Annotated in this window: 21 protein-coding genes and 2 pseudogenes; 6 read left to right on the top strand and 17 right to left on the bottom strand. The window is 62.8% G+C overall.

The window, feature by feature from the left end:
• The 11 genes from AOP78_RS14085 to AOP78_RS14065 form a co-directional block, all read right to left on the bottom strand.
• Positions 1-389 (bottom strand): sugar nucleotidyltransferase (locus AOP78_RS14085; protein WP_152659575.1); only part of this gene is annotated, 389 nt, incomplete at its 3' end.
• 89 nt (positions 390-478) lie between these two features.
• Positions 479-1,795, bottom strand: coding sequence for a hypothetical protein (locus AOP78_RS14080; protein WP_062206125.1), 1,317 nt, complete (start codon positions 1,793-1,795; stop codon positions 479-481).
• A 41-nt stretch (positions 1,796-1,836) separates the two neighbouring features.
• The gene (locus tag AOP78_RS15550; RefSeq protein WP_083980266.1) at positions 1,837-2,997 is read right to left on the bottom strand and encodes a glycosyltransferase; all 1,161 of its coding nucleotides are present in this window, start codon (positions 2,995-2,997) and stop codon (positions 1,837-1,839) included.
• 35 nt (positions 2,998-3,032) lie between these two features.
• Positions 3,033-4,508 carry a lipopolysaccharide biosynthesis protein gene (locus AOP78_RS14075; protein ID WP_236685393.1) on the bottom strand — a complete coding sequence of 492 codons (1,476 nt, stop codon included), beginning with the start codon at positions 4,506-4,508 and terminating at the stop codon, positions 3,033-3,035.
• 66 nt (positions 4,509-4,574) lie between these two features.
• A complete protein-coding gene (locus AOP78_RS14875; protein ID WP_160297657.1) occupies positions 4,575-5,636 on the bottom strand; it encodes a polysaccharide pyruvyl transferase family protein in 1,062 nt (353 codons plus the stop codon).
• Positions 5,637-5,682: 46 nt separating this feature from the next.
• Entirely contained in the window at positions 5,683-6,591 is a 909-nt protein-coding gene (locus tag AOP78_RS14870) for a nitroreductase family protein (RefSeq protein WP_083980262.1), read from the bottom strand.
• 397 nt (positions 6,592-6,988) lie between these two features.
• A complete protein-coding gene (locus tag AOP78_RS14865; RefSeq protein ID WP_083980260.1) occupies positions 6,989-7,951 on the bottom strand; it encodes a glycosyltransferase family 2 protein in 963 nt (320 codons plus the stop codon).
• The gene (locus AOP78_RS14860) at positions 7,951-8,631 is read right to left on the bottom strand and encodes a DapH/DapD/GlmU-related protein (RefSeq protein ID WP_152659573.1); all 681 of its coding nucleotides are present in this window, start codon (positions 8,629-8,631) and stop codon (positions 7,951-7,953) included. Before AOP78_RS14860 ends, AOP78_RS14865 begins: the two co-directional genes overlap by 1 nt.
• A complete protein-coding gene (locus AOP78_RS14855) occupies positions 8,628-9,662 on the bottom strand; it encodes a glycosyltransferase family 4 protein (RefSeq protein WP_160297655.1) in 1,035 nt (344 codons plus the stop codon). Before AOP78_RS14855 ends, AOP78_RS14860 begins: the two co-directional genes overlap by 4 nt.
• Before the next feature lie 5 nt (positions 9,663-9,667).
• Entirely contained in the window at positions 9,668-10,774 is a 1,107-nt protein-coding gene (locus tag AOP78_RS14070) for a glycosyltransferase (protein ID WP_062206119.1), read from the bottom strand.
• A gap of 142 nt (positions 10,775-10,916) precedes the next feature.
• Positions 10,917-12,380 (bottom strand): sugar transferase, encoded by a 1,464-nt coding sequence (locus tag AOP78_RS14065; RefSeq protein ID WP_083980254.1) that lies wholly within the window; start codon positions 12,378-12,380, stop codon positions 10,917-10,919.
• Positions 12,381-12,504: 124 nt separating this feature from the next.
• On the opposite strand from AOP78_RS14065, the gene AOP78_RS14060 reads away from it, so the two are divergent.
• Entirely contained in the window at positions 12,505-13,908 is a 1,404-nt protein-coding gene (locus AOP78_RS14060; protein ID WP_062206113.1) for a tyrosine-protein kinase domain-containing protein, read from the top strand.
• 30 nt (positions 13,909-13,938) lie between these two features.
• Here AOP78_RS14060 and AOP78_RS15575 read toward each other — a convergent pair whose 3' ends face one another.
• The 3 genes from AOP78_RS15575 to AOP78_RS14050 form a co-directional block, all read right to left on the bottom strand.
• Positions 13,939-14,070, bottom strand: a complete 132-nt coding sequence (locus AOP78_RS15575) for a hypothetical protein (RefSeq protein WP_269082113.1) — start codon at positions 14,068-14,070, stop codon at positions 13,939-13,941.
• A 485-nt stretch (positions 14,071-14,555) separates the two neighbouring features.
• Positions 14,556-15,212: an LPXTG cell wall anchor domain-containing protein gene (locus tag AOP78_RS14055; RefSeq protein WP_160297654.1), complete on the bottom strand. Its 657-nt coding sequence runs from the start codon at positions 15,210-15,212 to the stop codon at positions 14,556-14,558.
• A 114-nt stretch (positions 15,213-15,326) separates the two neighbouring features.
• Entirely contained in the window at positions 15,327-17,093 is a 1,767-nt protein-coding gene (locus tag AOP78_RS14050; protein ID WP_160297653.1) for a DUF4012 domain-containing protein, read from the bottom strand.
• 47 nt (positions 17,094-17,140) lie between these two features.
• Here AOP78_RS14050 and AOP78_RS14045 point away from each other — a divergent pair, with 47 nt between their 5' ends.
• On the top strand, positions 17,141-17,677 hold the full coding sequence (locus AOP78_RS14045) for an arsenate reductase/protein-tyrosine-phosphatase family protein (RefSeq protein ID WP_160297652.1): 537 nt from the start codon (positions 17,141-17,143) through the stop codon (positions 17,675-17,677).
• 3 nt (positions 17,678-17,680) lie between these two features.
• Here AOP78_RS14045 and AOP78_RS14040 read toward each other — a convergent pair whose 3' ends face one another.
• Positions 17,681-18,208 carry a YdcF family protein gene (locus AOP78_RS14040; RefSeq protein ID WP_062206101.1) on the bottom strand — a complete coding sequence of 176 codons (528 nt, stop codon included), beginning with the start codon at positions 18,206-18,208 and terminating at the stop codon, positions 17,681-17,683.
• 193 nt (positions 18,209-18,401) lie between these two features.
• Between AOP78_RS14040 and AOP78_RS15125 the strand changes: the two are divergent.
• Together AOP78_RS15125 and AOP78_RS15120 are read left to right on the top strand one after the other, a co-directional pair.
• Positions 18,402-19,550 (top strand): annotated as a pseudogene (locus AOP78_RS15125) (IS3 family transposase); the annotation flags it as partial.
• A gap of 433 nt (positions 19,551-19,983) precedes the next feature.
• On the top strand, positions 19,984-20,853 hold the full coding sequence (locus AOP78_RS15120; protein ID WP_152659571.1) for a hypothetical protein: 870 nt from the start codon (positions 19,984-19,986) through the stop codon (positions 20,851-20,853).
• On the opposite strand, the gene AOP78_RS15320 is transcribed toward AOP78_RS15120, so the two are convergent.
• Positions 20,825-21,013: a hypothetical protein gene (locus tag AOP78_RS15320; protein ID WP_160297651.1), complete on the bottom strand. Its 189-nt coding sequence runs from the start codon at positions 21,011-21,013 to the stop codon at positions 20,825-20,827. The genes AOP78_RS15120 and AOP78_RS15320 overlap by 29 nt on opposite strands.
• Between AOP78_RS15320 and AOP78_RS15545 the strand changes: the two are divergent.
• Both AOP78_RS15545 and AOP78_RS15540 read left to right on the top strand, forming a co-directional pair.
• Positions 21,012-21,700: pseudogene (locus AOP78_RS15545) on the top strand (transposase); the annotation flags it as partial. The gene AOP78_RS15320 and the pseudogene AOP78_RS15545 overlap by 2 nt on opposite strands.
• Positions 21,701-21,869: 169 nt before the next feature.
• The gene (locus AOP78_RS15540) at positions 21,870-22,667 is read left to right on the top strand and encodes a helix-turn-helix domain-containing protein (protein ID WP_160297650.1); all 798 of its coding nucleotides are present in this window, start codon (positions 21,870-21,872) and stop codon (positions 22,665-22,667) included.
• On the opposite strand, the gene AOP78_RS14010 is transcribed toward AOP78_RS15540, so the two are convergent.
• Positions 22,616-23,856, bottom strand: a protein-coding gene (locus AOP78_RS14010; protein ID WP_439645045.1) for an IS3 family transposase whose coding sequence is annotated in 2 segments (ribosomal slippage) — positions 22,616-23,571 and positions 23,571-23,856 — 1,242 coding nt in all. Because the reading frame shifts where the segments join, the coding sequence is not laid out codon by codon here. The two genes, AOP78_RS15540 and AOP78_RS14010, sit on opposite strands and share 52 nt — an antisense overlap.
• Positions 23,857-23,948: the final 92 nt, after the last annotated feature.

Here is a 23,948-nt window from a genome sequence, read left to right as displayed (position 1 = left end):
AAGGCGCCCTTGACCGCGTCGAAACGCTGCAGCTGCGAACCCAGCCCCGGCCCATAGAGCAGATTGTCCCCAAGAACCAGCGCCACACTGTCGTCACCGATGAAGTCAGCGCCGATAGTGAACGCCTGCGCCAACCCATCCGGGGACGGCTGCTGCGCATACGAGATCTCGATACCGAACTGGCTACCATCCCCAAGCAGCCGCTCAAAACCCGCAGCATCATGTGGCGTCGTAATGATCAAGATCTCCCTGATACCCGCCAACATCAACGTCGACAACGGGTAATACACCATCGGCTTGTCATACACCGGCACCAACTGCTTCGAGACACCCATCGTGATCGGGTGCAATCTCGTTCCTGACCCGCCTGCAAGGATCACGCCTTTCACATACCCCCCTCACTTGTCCGCCTAAGCGCGGCAAACCATAGTCTAGATTGTTCCTCCCCAGCGCCGGGACCCCGATAGCGATGCCGGTTCTATACCCAAAGACCGGCCCCATTTCCACCGCGACGGTACTTGCTTTGCTGAAAGCCAGCCGTCGATTGGTCCATCGCTCTCACGACTCCGTCAGGCGCAGAAGTCTTGCAACTGTTCGCAAATTGAGCCGCCAAAGCGAAGCATAGTCCGGCGATTACGCGATCGATATCGCCCATTGGGGAGAACGCGAGGTCCCATAGCGCCATCACGGCGAGGTAAATTCCACCAAGCCCATAGATTCCCAAAGTGGAACGCGCATCCCTTATCGCTGTGAACAACAAGTACCCGACGGCGGCGGCAAGCACAACGCCACCGACGCTGAAGTGAAACCACATGTTCGCGAGCGTGGAATGTAGATCCACCCGCTCACCAAAGACCCACTGCGAGAAGTAATTCGAAGTCCAGTCGCCGCCTGCATCGCGCACCGCTGTGATTGCCTCATTCACAGCAGCCTCAGATGGTTGTATCGCTAGCCCATAGCCGAGAGGATTCTCTTGGAACAATGACAGCGAAGCGGCCCACTCCGCACGAACCCCAAAGATCACATTCGCATGATTCAACTGGTCGATGGTCCGTTCCTGGATGGGAGCGCCTGCAAGCCCCGCTGCGAGTCCCCAAACAAGAGCCGCACCCACGGCAGCCACTGCGGCAAGAAGGGCCAGTGTCCGCGACAGCCGCGCGCCGCCCCGCCGCAGCAATCTCAACACGACAGCGATGACGAACGCTAGGCCCGCCCCAACGGCCATCGACCGGGCGTCGTTCGCGAACCCAATTGCCGCCAACGCAACGAGCGCCATCGTTGCCAGCACCTCGTGACTCGAAAGCACGATCAGAGCAAGTGCCGTCGCGAAGATGCCAAGCGAACCCTTCCAAGACAGGCCTACCAAGACAAGTTGGCTCGCGATCCCGCCCACGAGCATGAGAAGAATGGCGGTCCGCGGCTTGATCCTCTTCATCGACCACCAAGCCATCGCGGGAAGCACTACCAACGTGAGCGACCAGATAACGACCGAAATCACTGTGGCAAGGCTTCCCGATTCGAGACCGTATCCCCGGGACACTGCATGAACGACAAGCCCAGCGGTGAGCGCGAACACGGCCGCTGTCGCCAGTCGGCGGACGGAGCGCGGCGCGGTCGTCACCATCGGTGCCACGATGAGAAGCCCCGGAAGCACCGAGAACGGCACCAGAGAGAGTCCAGGGACTTGGACGAGCAGGCCGAACATGATAATTCCGGCGAGGGTCTTCTCCCAGAGTCCGTATCCAGGCGTCGCATCGCTGGTTTCAGCATCGCATTGCGTTTCGATGTCCCCCACGGACAATCAAGCCCCTACCCGTACTATTTCCGTATTGTCTGTCATGACTCGGACTCGACAAGGGACTCGTAAACCGAGAGTGCTTCGGGAATATCCTCGTCTTCGAGCAGCGAACGCGTGGCAAGGCAGTAGCGAAGGACATAGTCCCGATCAGTCAGACCACGACTGAGACGTCGAGATCTCAGCACGGCGGAGATCTCTTGTCTGTAGTTGTGGCGCACAGCCCTTATTCCCGCGGCAAGGGCATTTGCGTCGCCACACGGCACGAGCTCCACCCCTTCGCCAGATACGTACGGACGAATACCTCCGACATCAGAGACCACGAGTGGCACCCCTGCGCTCATGGACTCCAGCGCCACGGTGAGTCCTGAAGCATGCAAGTTCGGACGGAGCGGGACAACAACCGCCGAGGCTACCTCGTAGTGGGCACGGATGCGTTGGACTCGGGCGTCTGTTTCGAGACGGACATTCGCTGGCCACTCGACTTCCCGCGCGGCTAGCGATCCCGAGAACACGACAAACTCCACTTCAGGCATCTCCACTGCAGCACCCGCGAGCGCCAACCAATCCCTGTCAATATCGTTGCCCGCCGACACAACGAGATTGCCTGCCGCGTCATACATGTTTGCATCCGAAGTCACCGCCGAGGTCCCGAACGGGCATAAAGCAGTAGTCCTCCCAGGTGCCTCCGCTCGTGATATGGCCAGATTGAGCTGGCTATGTGTGATCTCAAGGTCGTGCGCGGCTAGCAACCACCGCGCCAGCCAGCGCCTCGGAGCGCTCAACCGAGCCCAACGGTCCCAAAGCCACACGGTCTGTGCCACGGTCCTAAACGACGCCCTGCTTCTCAGCACCCGCTTGATCAATGCCACCGCTAGGTGTTCACGCTCAGTGTGAGTCCACACGACGTCGGCCCGCAGCAACGGCCGCCGGTTGCGCCAAACGTGGACGACATCGAATCCAAGCACTTTCGCGATCCCGCGCCGCAGGACGTTTGAGGCGGATGTCTCGTGATGGTCCTCCGACCAGCTCAAGTCGAAGAACTCCCCGCCAAAGCCGTAGCCGTAGGGAGTCTCCTCCCAGGTGGCGCCAGACAACTTCCGCTCGCGCCACGAGGCTTGACCAAGCCCGTACGGCAGCATCACGAACACACGTCGGTTCCCATATCCCTCAAGGCGGTCATACACAGCCCCTGCCGACATGTTCTAGCTCCTCTCGCCCATACTGGGAATCTTGGCTACAGCGTGGACCGGAGAAGAGCCACTACATCCTGTATATGGAGGCGACCCCGGAGGACCAAAATCACCGCAACGCTCGCCACGACCATCGTGGCGGTTCCTGCCACATTGCCAACGGTCCCATCGTCAAACTGCGACACGGCTTCAAACACGACCACGCCGAGGACCGCAGGAAAGCCCACGGCAAGCACCGCCGGCCACACTGCCTGTCGCCACCAGTTCGTAATTCCAAACTCCATTTCACTTCGAGCACGAACGATATTCATCGGCACAATCAGGACGAGAGGGAGACTCAGAGCAAGGGCGAGGCCGAGCATGCCGAAGCGCCCTACCAGCACCCATACCAACACCGCATTCGACAATAGCCACACGAGGTTGCTCCGGAAGAACATGCCGGGCCGTCCATCTGCATCCGCTGCCATTGCCATCGGGAGATAGAGGGAGTTGAGCGACAACCCGCTCAGCAGTACCGCGAGGACCGCCGCGATCTCATTTGTTGGAACGTCGGATCCCAGCCACGCCTCAACTAGGGGCACGGACCAGATTTCGCCGAGAGCAGATCCAGCGATCGCGACCGCGGCCACGATCGCGCTCAACGTGAACATATGCGTGAGTGCCGCGGTTCGATCCCGGGCAAATTGCTGGCTAAACGCGGAGCGGAAGGGCTCGATGAGCCACGTCAGCACCTGGCGCGCAGCTGTATAGACGCGGAATGCAGCGGAATAATAGGATGCATAATGTGGGCCGAGGAATATTCCCGCAAGCGCTGGCCCCATTTGCAGCGTGATGGCTCCGGCGACGTTCGTGCCAAAGGCCTTCACGCTGTAGTGAAGCATCTCGCGTAGCGTTTCCAGCGCGTCAACTCGGAACCTTACTCTTGCCACATCGCGGCGGAGGCACTGAACAATCGCAAGGGCACCCGGGAGCAATACGGCGATTGTCTCGACAAGCGCAACTGCGGTGATCTGGGGCACCCACGCACACACAGCTGCCGTCCCGAGAATCCGGAAAGTCGTCGCTAGCAGCCGGTTCCTTTGATCAAGGGGTAGCAGACCACTCCCGATGAGCGCCGCCTCGAAGGGCTTGAACGCGAGAGCGAGAAGCGAGACCGTCGCCAACGCGACGAGCGCGGGCCCCTCCCCGTGACGCAGGACCGCCTGCACACCTTCCGACACCACGTACATCGAGGCGCCAATCGCAAAAAGTGGAAGTATCGCGATAGACGCGACTCCGTTCCATAGGAGACCCGCGGAGACGAAGCGCGAAGCGTCTCCGTGCGCGCCTGCGCGGCTCCTAGAACTGAAGTAGATGATGGCGGTCCCGACGCCGAGATCCGAGTACTGCGACAGTGCGGCGATGGTGAAGAGCACCACCCATACCCCGTATGCACCGCTTCCAACCGACGCAAACACGAGTGGAAGCAGCAGTAGGCCCGCTACAAGAGACAGAACACCCGCTATTGAAGTCGCTGCCACGCCGCGAGCCGCAGAATACACAGCGCTCACCTCTGCCTCCAAGGCTCTCTGAGCACGCGGCGCAGGCTAGACAGCAAGGGCACGCCGGAGGAACTCTCGTGAATCCAGGCGGCTCGCGTCAACACGACGATTGACCTCAGACCAGTCAATTGCGCGGAAGTTGGGCGCTTCCCCTCTCGGAACTACTCGATCCTGGAGACCAGCGAGCTCGAGAATACTCAGCAAGCGGTCTCCGTAGGTAGGAGGCAACACAACTGTCATCGGCTTGTTGAAGATTAACGCGAACGCCACACCGTGGAAAGAGTCTGTCACTACGTGGGAAGCGTCTCTGAAGAGCGCAACCCAGTTCGGAACGGTCGGCTGATGCACGCTTGCACGCAAGACCGGGAAAGCGGATGAGATATCAAGTCGAGTCGCAACCGCTCGGCTCTCGTGTTCCACCTCCTTGACGACTCTGTCGAACTCGGCGCCCCGGTTGAGTTGGTAGACGAGCGGCTTCGAGGGTCGCGGCGACACAGCCCGCGCACAGAACTGGGACCAAGCATCCGGCTCAAGCACCAGGGTAGGGTCCAATGTGTGCGTGGCACGGACCCCGAGCGACTTCAGGACCTCGACTCCCGCCGCCTCGCGCACCGACACGGCGGAGAACGAGGGTAGCTCGGCCACTGCCAGTGCTCTGGATTCGGGCAATGCATCATGTTTGCCGAATGAAGAAGAGAACGACAACCTCTTCGCACCGTTCGGTGCGAAAGTTGCGAAGAACGGGGCCGTCCCACCCGCGTTGTATTCCGAGTTCCAGATCTGATCGCTGCCAACACAATACATATCCGCGATGGGCGGGTTATCGAGAAGTTCCTGCGCATTGTAGTAGGAATTCGGCGAAACGTTCAAGAAATCGTCGACAAATCCATTGAAGACCGCGTGATTTCTCTCGACCCATCTTGCCCGTACAACCCGGAAGGGGATCCTCAAGAGCGGGTAGGACGACCATCGCGACTTCTGAAAGTAGTCATCTACGGAATCCAGGAGATCCGGCCTCCAGTAGTCGACGAACTCGCATTCATAGCCAAGTTCTTCGATCAGTCTCTGTGTGGCATACGACTGGAGCACGGAGCCGTAGTTCTTCACTCTATGCAGCGTGATCACTGACACACGTTTCTTTACACTCATGAATTCAATGCTCCGTTACGATAATTGACTGAGGCAGACGTGCAGAGCGAGCACGCCGAGCAGTTTCAACTGGCTTCCCAAAGGCAACCATGCAGATTACATCTTCGTGTTCTGGAAGATCTAGCGCTGCGCGCAACTGTCGAGTAGCCGTAACACCCATAGACCAGTTGAGCATGCACGAGGCCAGCCCAAGAGACTGAAGCACCCATACAAACGTCATGGCGAACAGGCCACCGTCTACCCACCGCTGGTTTCTTTCACTAGCTTCGTTGAACGCCCTCCGATCTGCGGTGATCACCGCGAGGTGCGGAACGCTCTCACCGAAGCCTCGGTTGCCGTTCTGGAATGACAATGCCTTCTGCACCAAGTTGGCATCGCCAAAGTAATGGATACGGCCACACTGGCGATTGCATACCGACGGCGTGGACTGGGTCAACCTAAATGCCATCCGAAGAGTGGCTTCGTCGACCCGAGCGCTCGGGTTGAAGTTGCGACAACTGTGCCTGGACTCGAAGAAGGCCGCCGGATCTTCCAGCCCACCGAACTGCGTTCGGAGTGGTGACACCGATTCGGAAGGCTCGCCGCCGTCGTTCCAAACCCGCAGAGCTCCGAGCGCGCTCTCCGCCGCCTCTGCAACTGTGGAGTCAATCTCTGCGGTCTGCGCGGCGCCAAGTATCTGTTCGAGGTTCTCTTGCGCGCGGGCGCCAAAAGGCCGACGAGGGACTGGCAGGGAAAACGCCTTCTCGACCTGGTGATACCAGAAGGTGAGGTCACGCTGTATCTGCGCAGTGCCCTCCAAATGCCGGGGCCGCCAACTGCTAGTTCGTGCATAGGCTCGGCCGTCCGCCGCGAACTCGCGCGCGATCCGAAGGTTTGAAAGCACGGCACGGCCCATGTCGCCGAGAATCGGCACGCTGCTTTCCTGTGCCCATGTAGCGAGTCTCAACGGTCACTCCTGACTGACGGCAATAGTTGGGGCATAGCGATCTTCTCTTCCGCAATTCCTTGAAGCACGGCCCGGAGCGGCGCCCGCCACTTTCGGTGAGGGCGCCAGCGCGCTCGACCGGCGATCCTCACGCCTAGTCCTGAACGCAGCTTTGCCCTGGACCGCTGCTGGGCTCGCCCTGAACCGCCGGGTATCGTGGCATACAGTTCCCCAACTCTGCTGGCTTGAGTCCCCGTGACCGGACTCAAGCCGCATTTCCGGTCATCATTCCGTGAAATGGGGCCGCAGGCCTCGTGCGGGCAGACGCGCGGGAGCCTCCTGGTGGGCCGAAGGGCGCGGGCCACCATGGGGTAAGCGGTATAGGTCATCTAGGTTCCGTCCGACGACGCAGCACTCCAACACTTCTTGCATAGATCCAGAACTTCTTGGACTCAACGACCCAGGTTTCGTCTCCGGTCAAGCCAGACTTCAACCAATAGGCCACCGATCGGCCCGCAAGACCCATTCCGACAATGGCGCGCCACGCGAAGCGATCCAGCCGGTTTCTACTTAGGTCGAGCGCGAAATAGTCGTAGAGATTCTCGATCCACGCGGTGCTTACGCGCTCGGTATGACCGGCGGAACTCGAACCATGCGCGTGCTCAGCGATCACACGTGGGTCAAGCTCGATTCCATAGCCGTGTCTCGACGCGCGGCGGCAGAACTCGATGTCTTCCGCGTACATGAACCAACGATCGCTGAGACCACCGGTTGATTGCCAACACGCACGAGAGATAAGCATGCAAGCCCCTGTGACCCATTCAACTGACATGCGCTCGTCCCCTAGTTGGCCGGGCAGCAGGTAATGTCCTTGTGCTCTCGTGGACCCTCCGGATAGCCGAGAGAGACCCGAGTAGTGCGAGAACATCCTCCACGTAGTAGGTTGCCAGCCCGCGGAGACAATCGAGAGTCTTCCCGAGGGATGTACCACTAGCGGTGCCAAGACTCCGGCCGTGGAAGATTCTGCCAGGTCTTCAGCTAGTGCGCGCAACTCACTCGACGTGATCATCGCGTCTGGATTCAGAAGACAGAGGACACTTCCGGTGGTGAGCGCGACGCCCTGATGCACACCGTTCGAGAAGCCACTGTTTGTCGCTGACTCGACGAGAATTACGCGTGGAAACTCAGTACGAATGATGTGAGTGGTCTCGTCCTCGGACGCATTGTCAACGACGACAACCTCAAGTTGGTCAGACACGCTGCCCAACGCTCCGAGGCACAGACGGATCACGTCGGCGCTATTGTAAGTGACGATTACGACCGACAGCAGGACAGGTGCAGGCCCCATTATCCCCGCGCTCCAATTCCGCGCGCGGGCACGCCGCCGACGATTTGCTGTTCTGCGACGTCATGCACGACCACTGCTCCAGCTCCCACCACCGCTCCGCGCCCGATCCTGACACCGGCAAGAACAGTTGCTCCTGCTCCGATCCAGACGTCGTCCTCGATGGTCACGGATGCACGCGTCTCACCCTGCTCTCGAATTGGCACGGATGGGTCCGCAAAGCGGTGGTTCTCAGACAAGATCGAAACGTAGGGGCCGAACAAGCAGTCGGTGCCTACGACGACGCCGCCACCTCCGTGGATGAAGTTTCCGACTCCGATGGCCGTCCGCTCGCCGATACGGATTCCCTCCCCGAGGTCTCGGAGCACTCCCGACGCACGTAGAACTGCCCCACGGTCAATGGTGACCGACTCGCCGAGTTGGACCCCCTGACGGGACCGAGCGTCGATGACGACAGCCGGTCCGATAGAGGCATTCGTTCCGACGCGAAGGTATGAGTTGCCTGCGATGCGGGCCCCAACGGAAATGAACACAGCGGGGCGCCCTCGCACCGCGCCCACAACTCGCGCCACGATCTTTCCTGCGGCGAAGGCAATCAGGTCACGTGTTGCGAGTTCGGGGTCGAATCCTACATCGAGTCCTCTTGCCGACCCATAGAGTCGGTCCAGCCAAGCTCTGATCACGAGCGCTCGCCTCCCCGGAGTACTGATGCGCGAGCCCTGCGCGCAATCGAGGACCAGTCGGCGAGCCCGGCGTCTGCGCTAGAGGCAGTTACGCGTCGCTCCAACAGTTCGGTCACACTACTGCGGAGGCTTCCAGTGCTCGTAGGGTCGAAATAGTTGTCGGCCAGGTTTCCCTCGAGGAACGGAGGGATGGCCGAAGCGGCTACCGGCGCGCCAAAGAACTTCGCCTCATAGAGCGGTAGCCCAAAGCCCTCATCTAGCGACGGGAATACGAACGCTTCGCAGTTTTCGTACAACCACCGCAGTTCACCATCACTCACCCCGCCCATGAAGTGCACATTCTCGTGTTCTTCCTGTAGGAATTCCATGCCGTCGGGAGTTCCGACGATCAGTAGACGCCGACGACCTGAGGCAAGAAGAGGAGTTACTGCTTCGATGAGTCGACCTACGTTCTTGCGTACATTCAGGCGTCCGACCGCGAGCACAAAAGGCTCAGCAGTATGACCACCAGGACGAATTGCTACCGCAGTTGCGAGGCCTCTAGGAACAGCGAGTCCAATTGGCACCACGCGCTCCCCGTACCGGGGCAGGAGCCCTCGAATCTGGGATGCCTCCGCCTCCGATGAAGTCCAGATCAGGTCTGCCTGACGCAAACTGGCCGTCGCAACGTCAAGGTACCGGCGCTCGCGCCATTGGAACCACTCCGGGTGCCGTCGATATATCGCATCATGCATGAACACAACTGAGAGCCGTCCTTCTTGCCGCAGAAGGGGGGCGAAATTCTGCGTAATCAGAACGTCGGAGTGGGCGGAGGCTTTCCCTAGTTGCGTCTGCACCCACAGCCCGTGGTTGGGGACGAATGGCCGTACAACAATCCTGGACACGGTTGACGGCAAATCAATCTCGACGTCAGCAGGTAGGAGGGCTGTCAAGTCATCAGCCTTGAACTCACTCGCCCACGCCGCGATCAACGAACTGACGACGTTGCGGCCTGACGGCGGGCCATCCGCGAGCCAGTATGCGTCAAACATGACCCTCATCGTGTGACTCCGATCAGCGTCGAGAGTTCCCGCAGGTATCCACTGTTAACGGATCGCCAACTATATTGCTCGCGTGCACGAGTCACATTCGACAGGCTAAATGCTTCTTGTTTGACGCCATCCGAAGCAAGCTCACGTATCGCGTCGACAATGTCGACCGCGGTTGGCCGAACGAAGAGCGCCCCGTTGGCCAACACCTCGCGCGTGTAGACAGTGTCACGTGCGACCACAGGTGCACCAAGCGCCATCGCTTGTACCAGCGCTGGGTTCGTTCCGCCGACGCTATGCCCGTGAAAATACACTCCGGCATGCTGCCAGAGACTGAAGAGCCTGGCGTCGTCGCTCACGTGCCCTAGCCAACGAACCCTCCCGTGTCGTGCGGACAGTTCTCTAGCTTGGTCATCAAACGCTCCTCCGTAGCCCGAGGAACCCACAATGACAACGTCGTACTCTTGCGCCAGCAGTGGGACTGCCTCGAAGAACTCCTGCACCGTGTTCTCGGGAACGAATCGTGCAACCATCAGAACGTAGCTGCGATGAGCAAGACCGTCTTCAAGAGGAAGATCATGCTCCACAAACTGGCCACCGTATGGGATGTATGCGCCGTTGCGAGAAAAGTCCTGCATCCAGCGCCGTCCAATCTCGTGAGAGTCGAACACCAACTGGGTCCCGAATCGAGCCGTCCACTTGGCGCCGGAACGAAATACCCACTTGGCGAACCGACCCCACTTCGCCCGATCCCACTCGATACCGTCGACATTGACAAGCGTGGGGATCCCCGCAAGTCTCAAGATGGGTAACCAGAAGCCGTTGGCGACGTTCATGACTAGCGCAACGTCCGGCCTCTCCTTGGCAGCGTGAAGGACAGCGGTGAGACCGTAGCTGAGGGTGCTCAGTGACTTTCGCTCAATACCAGGTGTCTCTACCGATCGAATCCGGTCGTCCCTGTTGGGGTCTTCGGCACGAGTCGCTCCCTTTCGGCTGTATACCGTGACACGCCATCCCTCATCAGCGAGGTCAGGCACGAGCTCCCTCACCGCAGTCTCGAAGCCGCCGTAGTAGCTCGGATAACCACGAGTGCCGATGATTGCTACCGAGGGCATATGCCACCGACCTTTCTCCGACGAGTAGGGGAAGGACACCTACGCTTGTATTGAAACTGGACGCGCAACGCCGTGCGGTACCGTGTCTGGCGCCCCTTTCGGGTCTGCGCCACACAGAGACTGTTGCGCTGACTGCACATCGCTAGTACGCACCGGACTTCCCAAATACAGCAACGAATGTCCGCAGCATGATCAGCAGATCACCCGAGAGCGACCAGTTCTCCGCGTAGAAGAGGTCCAGGCGAACGGCTTCTTCCCAGGTGAGGTCAGACCGCCCCGAAACCTGCCAAAGGCCCGTGAGACCCGGGAGGACAAGCTGGCGACGCTCCACATAATCGCCCCACACGTCCACCTCGCGCTGTAGCGGAGGGCGAGGCCCCACCAACGACATGTCGCCCTTGATCACGTTGAAGAGTTGCGGGAGCTCGTCGATGGAGAATCTCCGCAGCACCCGCCCCACCGGAGTGACTCGAGGATCGTCCTTCATCTTGAAGTGAACGCCGTTGCCCTCGTTCTCGTGTTCCAGGTCCTTGAGACGATCTTCCGCATTCGTGTACATGGACCGGAACTTGTACATCGCGAACGGCTTCATCCCCATGCCGATGCGCTCCTGCTTGAACAGCACCGGCCCCTTCGAGGTGAACTTCACCAGCGCCGCGACGACGAGCATCGGTACGGCCAGAAGCATGAGCAACAAGACCGTTGTGATGCGATCGAACACTTGCTTGGTGTAGTACTTGGCTCCCGTGAACTGCGGCGAGTCCACGTGCATGAGGGGAAGCCCCTCCACCGGGGTCATCAGCACGCGCGGACCAGCCACCTCCGCGAGCGCCGGCGCGACGATGAGGCCGATCTCGGTCCCCTCGATCTGCCATCCCAGGCGCCGCGCGTACTCGTTCGAACGCGCGTCCGAGCCGGCAAGCACGATGTACTCGGCCCCCACGCTGCGCGCGAGCGTCACGAGGTCGGTGCGCTCATCTACTACAGGCAGGCCAAGGCCTGCGTCGTGCGCCAGTCGGGTTCCGTCGATGCGAGCGACCGCCGCAACCTCGTAGCCCGCGAGCCGTGCGCGCTCCAGCCGTTCAGAGAGATCGACAGCCAGCGAGGCGGGACCGATCACGAGCACATTCGTGAGAAGGCGCCCCCGAGAACGTTCCGCGTGCACCCAGAGACGCCAGGCGAGCCGATAGGTCAGAATTGCGGCGAGGCCCACAGGCAAGGCGATGAGCAAATATGCGCGGGAGATTTCCCATTGCGTAAGAAATCCAACTACCGCGACTACGACAAAGGCATCAAGCGATGCTCGCGTGACCCGCTGAAACTCCTGCGGGCCGTGGCCCATGATGCGCGTCTCGCGCGTGCGGAAGGCGCCCAGCAGTGTCCACCACAGCACACCGATTGCGACGGAGAGCCAGATGTACGGAGGCGAGTTGGGGCCCTGCACCTGAGCACCGAGGTCAACGTTGAAGCGCATGTACTGGGCGATGACCATCACCATGATCACTACGAAGGCGTCAGAGATCGCCAACGCCGCCTGCAATTGGACCGCCCAGCCTGCGACGCCGCGCATTCGACTGGCCGGAGCCCCCCATCCCCGGGATTTCATAGGCGGAGTGTATCAACAGGGAATGTCATGGACGTGACGCTTCCTGCGCATGAGAGAATGCAGCGGGCACTGATCACTCTGCGGAATGCAGGCAGGTAGGACAATCGAGGGGAAACCGCGCGCCGTGGAACTGCAGGACTACATTCGCATTCTGCACAAGAACTGGATCCTCATCACCGTCGCCTTCGTTCTCGCGGTCGCTGCCGCGTTCACGATGACGGCCGTCACTCCGCCGACCTACACGGCCAGCGCCAAGGTGTTCGTCTCCACGTCTGGGGCTTCGTCAGTGTCCGAGCTGCAGCAGGGCTCCTCGTTCACTCTTGCGCGAGTTGCCACCTACGCGGACCTCGCCACCACACAGTCCGTGCTCGACCCCACGATCGAGGCGCTCGGACTCACCGACACGGCGGCCCAGGACCTGCGAGGCGAGGTCTCGGCGACGGCGTCGACGAGCAAGTCCGTCATCGACATCACCGCCACTGACGAGGATCCCGCGTTCGCGACTGCTTTGGCAACAGAAGTCGCCACGCAGCTCGGCGTCGTCGTTGAGGACCTCGAGACGACCGATGGCGGCGACGGCTCCACGGTGAGCCTCTCGGTCGTACAGCAGGCCGAGACGCCCCAGTACCCGTCCTCGCCGAATCTCAAGCTCAACCTCGCGCTTGGCGCGCTCCTGGGGCTCGCTCTCGGCGTGGGGATCGCGCTGCTCCGTGCTGCTCTGGACACCCGCCTCCACAACGAGCGCGACGTCGAGCTGCTCACTGATGTGCCGATCCTCGGTGGGATCGTCTTCGACCCCAAGGCGAAGCAGCGCCCGCTCGTCGTTCACGCGGATCCTCGCAGCCCGCGCTCCGAGTCGTTCCGTACGCTGCGCACCAACCTCCAGTTCCTCGAAGCCGGCCGCTCGACCAAGGCGTTCGTCGTCACCAGCTCGATGCCGACCGAGGGCAAGTCGACCACCGCGTCGAACCTCGCGATCGCGCTCGCCGAATCCGGAGCGAAGGTGCTGCTCGTGGACGCAGACCTTCGCAAGCCCAAGATCAACGAGTATCTGGGTATTGAGGGCGGCGTAGGACTCACCGACGCCATCATCGGTCGCGCATCCCTCAACGACGTCACGCAGCGCTGGGGCGCCGGAAGCCTCTACGTCGTCGCCTCCGGCCAGGTTCCACCCAACCCGTCCGAGCTGCTCGGCTCTTCCGCGATGGAGCAGCTCATCGGGCAGATGACCCACCAGTACGACGTGGTCCTCTTCGACGCTCCCCCGCTACTTCCCGTGACCGACGCAGCCGTGCTTTCCCGCCTGGTTGGTGGAAGTCTGCTTATTGTCGCCGCGGGCCGCACGCGGGCCAACCAGCTCGACGCATCCCTCGACGCCCTCGAGGTGGTCGGCGCCCCCCGCTCGGGCATCGTCCTCACCATGCTGCCCACGAGCGGGCCCGACTCCTATGGATACGGCCGCTACGGCTACCAATACGCCGAGGACGACGCACGGGAGAAGAAGTCCGCCAAGCACCGCAAGGGCTAGCGAGAGGGCCTCTCACGGCGCTCTGAGGCGTCAGCCCCCGGTGACCGCGTAGGCGACCATCGCCACGAGCGCGGCGCCGGAAACGAACATGCCCCACACCGGCAGCCCGCCATAGTTGCGGCGATACCACGGCTTGTAGGACTGCGGCGTGTATGTGGCCATCGGTGTGCTCCCCTGCGGCGTTCCGACCTACGGTGACTCGTCCTCGCCAGCCAGCCCCCGCTGTCCGACACGGGCATTTTGTCACAGTTTGAGCACTCAGCCAAGGACTTTGGCCGAAAACACTTCACCAAGTGTCGCCTTCGGTCAGCCTCCAAGGAGCGCGTACGCGACCAAGCCCACCAGAGCGACTGCGGCAAGGATCGCTGCCCACAGGGGCATGCCGCCGTATACGCGGAGATACCACGGCTTGTACGACTGTGACGTGTATGTCGCCATCGGCGAGCCCCCTCGGCTGCTCAAGACTGCGGAAACACCGCTCGCGCACCACGACCCCATATCGCGGTGCGTCGGGTGCAGTCTGGCACAGCATTCCCGCCTCCTAGAAGGGGTGCTGACAAGAATTCACCGCCGCGTAACAAGCAAAGACCCCGCCGCTCCGGAAGGAGCGGCGGGGTCTTTCAGAGCTTGAGAGGTGGAGACTCCGCTTAGTTCTGGCGACGGCGAGCGGCGACGACCACCGCGCCCGCACCGGCGACCAGGAGGCCTGCAGCACCGGCCACGAGGCCCATGTTGCCCGCACCGGTGCTGGCGAGCGACTCGTCGGAGGCGGTGTCGCCCGCGGCGAGCTCGGCCGAGGTCTCCTCATCGGTGGCCTCGACTGCGTCGCTTGTCTCCTCGTCGGTAGCCTCCTCGTCACCAGTGGCGGAGTCCGAGGTGCTGTCGTCGGTGACCTCGTCACCGGCGGCGCCGGTGCCCGAGTCGGTGACGTTGATCGTGCCACTGAAGACGGTAGTCGACTCGACTTCCTCGCTCTCGGCGTCGTCGAACGTGACAGACACCTTGAGGCCGGCGATCGGCGTCGAGGGCGCGGTGACGCTGGTCGACCAGGTGCCGTCCGCGCCCACGGTCACGGTGAAGCTCTTGCCGAACAGGCTGCTGTCCGGGTTCTTCACCGTGAAGGTGTAGGTGCCCGCGGGCACGTTCTTGAACGTGAACGGCAGGACCGTGTTGACGGGCACGGTGTAATCCTTGCCCTTCGAGCCGATGACGCCATAGACGCCCGGCGTGTAGCTGCCCGCGTAGTCGAACTCGTCCGCGGCGGCCATGCCCGCGGATGCGAGAACGAGTGCCGCCGCGGTCACGGCAGAAGCAAGAATCTTACGCATCAGGTGATACCCCCCAGTTGACGCCGAACCGACCGGCGCTTATCTCTGCGTGCGCTGTGATAAACAGCACACCTGTCTCCACGGGAGAGGCTAGCAGTCTGATTCGAATGTGTCGACGTCAAGCACGTTAAGACTAGGTTTCGAGCCCGGCGATGCCAGTACTTCACCTATCCCAAAGTAGGATGATTCTGGCTCAACCACCACAGATACCTGGGTTGACTCGCCCGGAGCCAGGCGGATCTGAAGCTCGACGAGGCTGCGTCCCGCGAGATCGATCGACGTATAGCCGGCGGGCTCAGAATCTGCCATCACGCTCAAGACGCGATATCCCTCGGGGACTGCAATATAGAACGCGCCCAGGAATTCTCCCCGTCCAATGCCGGAAACGGACTTCGCGACGTAGTCTGGGAGTTCTGCCACGTCGCCCTCGAAGGTGTGGGTGAGCGTGACGTCGATCTGACCGCTCGCAACCCGTCCGTCGGAAGCGCAGTAGCCGGCACTCGGGGCGACCTCCATGTCGACGTAGTAGCCGATCTTGGTGACCGAGCCATCGTTCAAGAACGCGCCGGCCCAGACATCGTCCCTGAGCATGTCCCCGCCAGCGGGAGTGCCCTCGAGGATCTCCTCCTCCGAGGCCGTCGCCGACCACACCGAGAAGCGGTTCTCCTGGAGCGCGCGCTCCAGGCCGTCGACTGCGGACGAACCGCCTCCGAGGACCTCACCGAAGAGCGACTTGGCAACCTGCTCGAAGAAGGCGTCCTGGTCGAGCGGGTCCTCGAACTCGAAGTAGACCTGGTTCAGCATGACCTCGGCCAGGTTCGCGCCACTGACCTCGATGCCCTCGATTGTCTGCGGCTCGGCGTCGCCCATCATGTAGCCGAGCGCTACCGGGTCCAGGCTGATGACGCCGTCGGGAGCCTCGCCAGACGCCCGCTCGATGAACTCGCTCATGAACAGCGCGGCGCGCGGGAACTGCGGGGTCGCGTTGACGGTCTGGGCGTACTCGGTGAGCTGAGCGCCGAAGATGGCGAGCTCCTCGTCCGTCGCGCCATCGACGGACTCGCCAGTGTTGAGCTCGCCCGCCGAGTAGTAGTCGCCAATCTCGGGGCGGCCGTCGTCGATCGTCACCATGATCACCGCGCCGGGAATGCCGCCCGAGGCGCGCGGCTCGGCGTTGTTCTGGAGCATGACCGCATAGGTGCGGGGCTCCTCACCGCCCAGCATGGTCGGTAGCAGCTGCGCGAGGGTGGTGGCGTCGTCGACCATCGTCGCTAGCTCGTTCAGCTGCCCCGTGAGGCTGTCGAAGGCGTCCGCGACGAGGACCACTGAATTCGACGTGTCGACCTCCGCGAGCGCTTCCGCCTGGTCCGTCAGGACCTCCTGCACCTGCTCGAGAGTCGGGCGGTAGGGCTCCATGAAGTACGGGTCGATCCGACCGTCGACGAACTCGGGGTTCGCGAGCGCGTCGAGATCGTCGAGCTCTGACAGGGGCTCCAGGGCGTCGTCCGCGAGCGCCTTCACCGCGACGCCGGCCGCCTGCAGCGGGCGTGCCTGGTCCTTGACCCACGGGATGTACGTCGCGAGCGTCCAGTTGAGGCCCTGCGTATGCTCGTAGAAGGAGTTCGCCGCTTCCGAGAGGGTGTCGACCTCGGTGCGGAGCGTCTCGACATCGCGTGCGCTCACCGCGTCCTGGGCGCGGGCCGCCGACGACTGCAGGGTGTCCGCCTCGGCCTGCGCCTGATAGGCGTCCCACGCGAGCCAACCGCCCCAGCCGATCACCGCGAGGACCACGAATGCGGCCACGAACCAGCCCCACCGTCGCGTCCCCTTCGCCGCGTGGATTGGCGGTTGCCGCATGTGTGCCCCTCTACACTGTCCCCGAGTTCAACCCGGGGGTACCAGCCGTGATTTCCATCCTGACCGTCTGCACCGGCAACATCTGCCGATCACCTGCCGCGGCCATCGCGCTCCAAGGGTACCTAGGGGAGCTCGCAACGGTGAGCAGCGCGGGTGTCATGGCTGTGGTCGGCGGGAAGATGCCGATGGAGATGTCTCTCGCGATGCCCGCCGGCTTCTCCGCTGGTTTGCACGCCGGGCGGCAGCTCGCCCCCGCCATCGTGAAGGAATCCAACCTCATCATCGCCATGACCGCCGAACACCGCAGGCGGATCGTGTCCGAGAACCCGATCGCGCTCAAACGGACGTTCCTGCTCGAGGAGATCGCGATGACCGCGCGAGACGGGGCGCCGCTCACTGGCTCCACGCCTGATGAGCGGGTGGCGCACATCGCCGAGGCCGTACAGGCGCATCGTCCCTACCTGGCCGGTCAGACGATCGCCGAGGTGCCCGACCCCTACGGCCTGACGCAGGACGTCTACGACGCCGCCGCGGAGATGATCGTCGCGGCCTGTCGGGACATTGCCGCTTGGGTCAAGGGGTAGGCGCTACTCGCATCGTCCCTGGATGAGCGCCTTGACCGTCGCCGCCGACTGGTAGGCGTACATGTACGCGTAGTACGGCAGCGACACCTTCTCCTCCGAGTTCAGCATGAGCACGTCGCCGCCGAAGCACTGGTTCACGATCAGGCGCGCCCGGGAGATATGCGGGCCGAACGTGATCACGGCCGCGCTCTCCCAGCCGTTCGCCTCCGACTCGCGGCTCAGCCACATCACCTCGCCGCGCGTCGTGAACGGGTCGGGCTTCAGGCACTGGACCACCTCTGGCCTCGAGGCACAGGCGTCGGCTGCGGCCCGGTAGTTCTCGGACTGCTCGGGATCCAGCGAGATGAGGACATTCTCCGTGAGCCCGTCGTCCACCATCTGCATCGCGAGGTCCACGCGCGCGTCAGTCGGGCCGCCCAGGACCAGCACCACGTCGACCTGTCCCGGCTCGTCGTGCGCCGGGAACACCAGGAATGGCAACCCCGCGACGACCACCACCGCCACAAGCCCGAGCACGACCAGAGCCCACATCCCCCGCTCCTTCACGTGGGCCAGAGTAGCGGGGTCAGGTTTCCGGGAGATGAGGGAGCGTCACCTACTGGGACGTTCTGAGACGTTCTCACTTATCGTTCGCGAGAGCGTGGGCTGACCCCGTGGGATAGGTCCAGTCGTTGTGCGAGTCGTCTTGATGCTCGCGGTCGCGGGCAGGAAGACTGGTCTGATCATGACGAACACAAGGAAGCGGCACACGCCTGAGCAGGTCGTGCGCAAGCTCGGCCAGGCTGACCGGATGCTGGCCGATGGCGCGGATGTCGCCGCGGTGCGCCGCGAGCTGGGAGTGTCGGAGCAGACGTACTACCGGTGGCGCAACCAGTACGGCGGCCTGAAGGCCGACGACGCGAAACGGCTCAAGGAGCTCGAGAAGCAGAACGCCACATTGAAGCGCCTGCTCGCGGAAGCGGAGCTGGAGAAGGCGGCGCTCAAGGAGCTTGCGGAGGGAAACTTCTAGGCCCGGGCAGAAGGCGCGCCGCCGTCGCTCACCTCATCACGAAGATGCGGGTCAGCGAGCGGATGGCGTGCCGTCTGGCCGAGCTATCCAGGTCCGCCTACCGGCGCACCCTCAAGTCCGACACCGGCGCCGACCCCGACGCTGCGCTGCGCGAGTGGTTGCGCGCCTACGCGAAGAAGCATCCCCGCTGGGGCTACCGGCGCGCCTACCACGACGCGCGCGGCGAGGGCTGACACGTGAACCACAAGAAAATCCAACGCCTGTGGCGTGAAGAGGGCCTGAAGGTCCCCCCAGCAACGCCGACGCAAGAGAATCGGGTCCTCGACCGCTGACGCGCCGAAGGCGTACGCGCCGAACGTGGTGTGGGCCGTGGACTTCCAGTTCGACGTCGACGAGGCAGGCCGGGCGATCAAGATCGTCTCCATCGTCGACGAGCACACCCGGGAGTGCATCGGCGTGCTCGTGGAACGCTCCATCACCGCCGACCGGCTCAGCGACCACCTCGACGACCTCGTCGCGGTCAGTGGCGCTCCCGCGGTCCTGCGCTCCGACAACGGGCCGGAGTTCATCAGCCAGGCTATGGCCGACTGGGCCGGCACCCGCACCGGCCTGTTCTACATCCCGCCGGGCTCGCCGTGGCTCAACGGCTACGTCGAGTCGTTCAACTCCCGCATCCGCGACGAGTGCCTGAACATCAACAGCTTCTACTCGCTACTGCACGCCCGCGTCGTCATCAGCGACTGGAAGACCGAGTACAATACCGTGCGACGCCACTCGGCCCTGGGCTACCAGGCCCCCGCCGACTATGCTCGCCACTGCACCCACGAAATGGAAACCGACGACTCACACACAGACCGGACCAAACAGTGGGGGCGGCCCGAGCGGTATTGTTCTGCCAATGGGGACACTGGGGATCTATCTGCACAGTCGCGCGACGTCGCCGCAAGCAGCTGCTGGGGCAGACTCACGCGCACTCGCTTGGTCAGTCATCGGTGCGACGTCGGTTGTGATTCTCATCCCGTCATCCGCGACCTCAGCACTCCCACTTGGCAGTTTCTACCCAGTCATAGTCGGGCTCGGATTCGTCTGGTTCGGGATCTTTGTGGCTCGCGGACGGCTGCGCCGCCCGCCGTTCATTCGGGTGCTTCTCGCGTTCTACGCTTTGGCAAGCCTAAGTACGCTCTTCGCACACGCGTCTAGTGGATTTGCGCTGCTAATTGCACCCCTAGCAATCCCGGTCTACTGGGCGACTTATAGCTCAACGCCGCGGGAGCGAAGCCTTATCTCGTGGGCCGTCATGACCCTAGCGGCGATTGAGTCACTGCTGGGAATAGCCGAGATTGCGTTCGATACCGGCCCCATTCTGGGCGATCCGTTCCTCGTCAGCCCGGCTCACCCGTTCATTGCTGGCGCGACCCGCGCCCAGGGAACACTCAGCCACCCGATCGTTATGAGCTTCGTGATTCTTGCCGGCGTTGCATTCGCCTGTGCGCAGCGGTCTCGACCAGGTTTGCGGATGCCTCTGCTAGGGCTTCTCCTAGTTGGGGCATTCGCGACAGGCAGTGCGTCGGCCACGGTCATCGCAGCAGTGATCGTGATCCTTTGGATCCTGAATCGACGAACGGCGCCAGGGGCAACATTTGCCGTTCTCGGCGTAGGCGTGGCATCGCTAGTCTTGATCGGATCGGGTCTCTCAGGTGCAGTCCTTGAGGACGAATTCAGCGCGACGAATACTGCTCATAGGATGAACTCGATTGCGTCGACCTCCAACCTCGTGACTCTTCGCAGCGTTCCGTCCGCCATTTTCGGCGACGGATTCGGCAGCGTGGAGCGGCTGTACCGCTCTGGAGTTCTTGTCGATGATGGCTTCTACGCACTGGATAACCAGTATGTGGCCTTGCTGATCCAAGGCGGTGTGGCCGGTGCGGTTCTCGCCTGTTGCGCCTTCGTTGGCATGACTTGGCTCATCGCTACAGCGCCCGCTCGAAGGCGCTATTTCGCTGGCTGGGTGGGGATTCTCGCGATGGGGTTCGCCTTCGACTATCTCGCTTGGTTTGCCACGAGCGCGTTGTTCTTAGCCTACGCAGGCGTGGCTCTCGCTGCCTCGGACGACAGTTCGCGCCGCGTTGCGGCCACGTCTACGGCGTTTCCTCACGCCCGGCTCTGAGGTCCGTATTCTCCGCTTCGCGTGCGGCGATGCGCGCGGCCTGTTCGCTGATGACGGCGAGGATGGCTGCGGGGTCGATGGTCGTGCTTCGGGTCTGCCCCAGCATCGGTTGACTTCTGTTCTGTGCGGACTTCGTCCGTGCTGGAAGGATGTCACCCATGCCCAAGCCCTATCCCGCCGAGTTCCGACGCGATGTCGTCGCGGTCGCCCGCCAGGGCGGCTCGATCGCTGCAATCGCTAAGGACTTCGGCATCACGGAGTCGTGTCTGCGCAACTGGCTGAAGAAGGCCGACGTCGAGGACGGCGTCCGTCCCGGCTTCACCAGCGCCGAGGCTGCCGAGGTGCGCGAGCTCAAGCGACGCAACCGTCAGCTCGAGCAAGAGGTCGAGATCCTGCGCCGCGCGGCCGCGTACTTCGCCAAGGACATCTCCCCAAAATGACCTACCCGCTGGTCCTTGACCTTGCCGCTGAGGGGATTCCCGTCGCGGTGACCTGCCGGGTGCTGGGCTTCAGCAAGCAGGCGTTCTACAAGTGGAAGGCCGACCCCGTCACTCACGCGGATCTGGAGCGCGCCTATCTCACCAACGCCGCGCTCGACATCCACGCCGACGACCCCGAGTTCGGCTACCGCTTCATCGCCGACGAGCTCGAGGACCAGGGCTACGCCGTCTCACGCAACACCGTGCACTCGATCTGCCGCGACGCAGGCATCGTCGCCGCCGTGCACCGCCGGCGCGGTTCGGGCAAGAAGGCCGGCCCGCCGGTGCACGACGACCACGTCCAACGTGACTTCACCGCCGATGCGCCTGACCGGGTGTGGCTGACGGACATCACGGAGCATTGGACCGCTTGGATTCCAGCGATCGTCGCAACACCAGCGGCGAGGAGTGGAGATGCCGGCGAGGAAGTTCACGGAGCAGCAGAGGTTGGCGTTTCTGGCGTTGATCGATCGGGGCGGATCGGTGCGGGCGGCTGCTCTGGCCGCTGGCGTGAGTCCGGATCGCGGCTACAGGTGGATGAAGCAGGCGGGGCTGTCAACGCCGCGGAGCACGCAGCGCGCCTATTCGGATGAGGACAAGGCGGCGTTCTTCGCCCGCTTGAGCGAGGTCGGGAACGTCTCCGCGGTCGCACGGGAGTTGGGCTTCAACCGTGTGACCTGCTACGCGTGGGCGCATCGCGCGGGGATCTTCACGGGAACCTATGCCGATGCCAAGCGCCAGGAGTTCCTGCGCTTGCGCGCGCAAGGCGTTGCTCGGCGTGAAGCGGCGCGCCGACTGAACGTCGAGGCGCATCAGGCATTGGACTGGGACAAGGGCATTCGTGTGTTCTCGAAGGGCCGCGTCTACCCCGACGGAAGAGTCGTCCTCTATCGTCCTCAGGAGGTCCTGGCGCACGTGAAGAAACCGAGAACGGCCTGGGTGCAGGGCGAGCGGGTGCCCCTGCACCGCGTGGAGCAAGTCATCGATACCCGCTACCTGAGTTTGCTCGAGCGAGAACGGCTCAAGGACCTGTTGACGCAGGGCATGTCGATGCGCGCGATCGCGCGCACCATGGGGCGATCCCCATCGACGATCAGCCGTGAGTTAGGCCGCAACACCGTCGCCCGGGACTGCTATCTTCCTCACACCGCTCATCGCGCCTCGGTGAAGCGCCGTGAACGGCCCAGGCCCGCGAAGCTCACCCTTGAGGGTCCGCTGCGTGACTACGTCTCCGACAAACTCCAGCGCCGATGGTCACTGAATTGGCCTGAGTTTCGTTCCGCTCAGTTTCCCTGTCCGGCAGGTACCGGCCGGGGTGATTCGAGGTCAGCGTAGTAGGCCTCCTCGACCTCGAGTGGTGTTCGCATGCCGAGCTCGCCGTGCAGGCGCTGGTTGTTCCACCACCAGACGTACTCGAGGGTCGCGAGCTCGACCTGCTCGACGGTTCGCCAGGGGCCGCGTTGGCGAATTAGCTCGGTCTTGTAGAGGTTGTTGATCGCCTCGGCGAGGGCATTGTCATAGGAGTCGCCCACGGTTCCCGTCGATGGTTTCGCGCCGAGTTCGACGACGCGGTCGGTGTAGACCATCGCCATGTAGTTCGACCCGTGATCCGAGTGGTGCGTCAGCCCGCTGAGGTCGCCGCCGGCGTCCCACGCAGCCATGTCGAGCGCCTGCAGCGGCAGGATCTCGGCCTTGAGGGTCGACGCGACGTTCCAGCCCACGATCCTGCGTGAGAAGACGTCGGTGACGAACGCGACGTAGGCGAAGCCGGACCACGTCGCGACGTAGGTGATGTCAGCGACCCACAGCCGTCGTGGTGCGTCGGCCGCGAAGTGGCGGTTGACGAGGTCCCGCGGCAGCGCCGCCTTCGGATCGCTCTTCGTCGTGAAGACGCGCTTGGACTTCTTCACGCCCCGCACGTCAGCGGCCCGCATGAGGCGTTCGGTCTGGTCGCGGCCGATGTCCCACCCTTGCCGACACATCAGCGCGTGCATCTTTCGCCGCCCGTACACGCCGTAGTTCTCCGCGTGCAGGCGAGCGACCTCAGGGATGAGCAGGTCGTCACGTAGCTGCCGCGCGGACGGCGTGCGCGTCTTCGCCGCGCGGTACCCGCGCGACGTAAGGAATCCCTGGACTGCCGGGCGCAGCACCCGGCAGATGAGCTCGACCCCGAACTGATCACGATGTTCGTCGATGAACCGGACCATCTCGGTCAGGGGCGGTCGAGCTCCTTGGCGAAAAACACGCTCGCAGCCTTCAATATCTCGTTGGCCTTGCGCAACTCGGCGTTCTCACGCTTGAGACGCTTGATCTCCTCGGCCGCGTCGGACGGGACTCCGGGCTTGACGCCAGCGTCGACCTCGAGGCGGCGATGCCACACGCGCAGCGTCTCGGGGCTCATCCCCAGCAGCCCGGCGACGTGCCGCACTGCGCTCCACAGGTTCGGGTGTTCCGGGATCGCCTCCGCGAGCATCCTCAACGCGCGCTCACGCATCTCCGGGGTGTAACGAGTCATGGGTTCCATCCTTGTCGATAGGACGGAACGAAACTCAGGCCGATTCACTTCGCCTACCTCAACCGTTCACAACCTGCAGGGGAACTACAGCTAGAGCTTGC

Source organism: Demequina salsinemoris (genome assembly GCF_000974805.1).
Lineage (GTDB): Bacteria > Actinomycetota > Actinomycetes > Actinomycetales > Demequinaceae > Demequina > Demequina salsinemoris.
The sequence above is the reverse complement of the archived record's forward strand: the minus strand, read 5'-3'. Positions and strand labels throughout refer to the sequence as shown.

Coding starts and splice junctions, on each gene's coding strand:
- AOP78_RS15575 (WP_269082113.1), bottom strand. CDS start 14,070: ATGGCCACATACACGCCGCAGTCCTACAAGCCGTGGTATCGCCGCAAC.
- AOP78_RS14855 (WP_160297655.1), bottom strand. CDS start 9,662: ATGTTTGACGCATACTGGCTCGCGGATGGCCCGCCGTCAGGCCGCAAC.
- AOP78_RS14865 (WP_083980260.1), bottom strand. CDS start 7,951: ATGGGGCCTGCACCTGTCCTGCTGTCGGTCGTAATCGTCACTTACAAT.
- AOP78_RS15550 (WP_083980266.1), bottom strand. CDS start 2,997: ATGTCGGCAGGGGCTGTGTATGACCGCCTTGAGGGATATGGGAACCGA.
- AOP78_RS15120 (WP_152659571.1), top strand. CDS start 19,984: ATGACCCTAGCGGCGATTGAGTCACTGCTGGGAATAGCCGAGATTGCG.
- AOP78_RS14065 (WP_083980254.1), bottom strand. CDS start 12,380: ATGAAATCCCGGGGATGGGGGGCTCCGGCCAGTCGAATGCGCGGCGTC.
- AOP78_RS15540 (WP_160297650.1), top strand. CDS start 21,870: ATGAAGCAGGCGGGGCTGTCAACGCCGCGGAGCACGCAGCGCGCCTAT.
- AOP78_RS14050 (WP_160297653.1), bottom strand. CDS start 17,093: ATGCGGCAACCGCCAATCCACGCGGCGAAGGGGACGCGACGGTGGGGC.
- AOP78_RS15320 (WP_160297651.1), bottom strand. CDS start 21,013: ATGGGTGACATCCTTCCAGCACGGACGAAGTCCGCACAGAACAGAAGT.
- AOP78_RS14070 (WP_062206119.1), bottom strand. CDS start 10,774: ATGCCCTCGGTAGCAATCATCGGCACTCGTGGTTATCCGAGCTACTAC.
- AOP78_RS14040 (WP_062206101.1), bottom strand. CDS start 18,208: ATGTGGGCTCTGGTCGTGCTCGGGCTTGTGGCGGTGGTGGTCGTCGCG.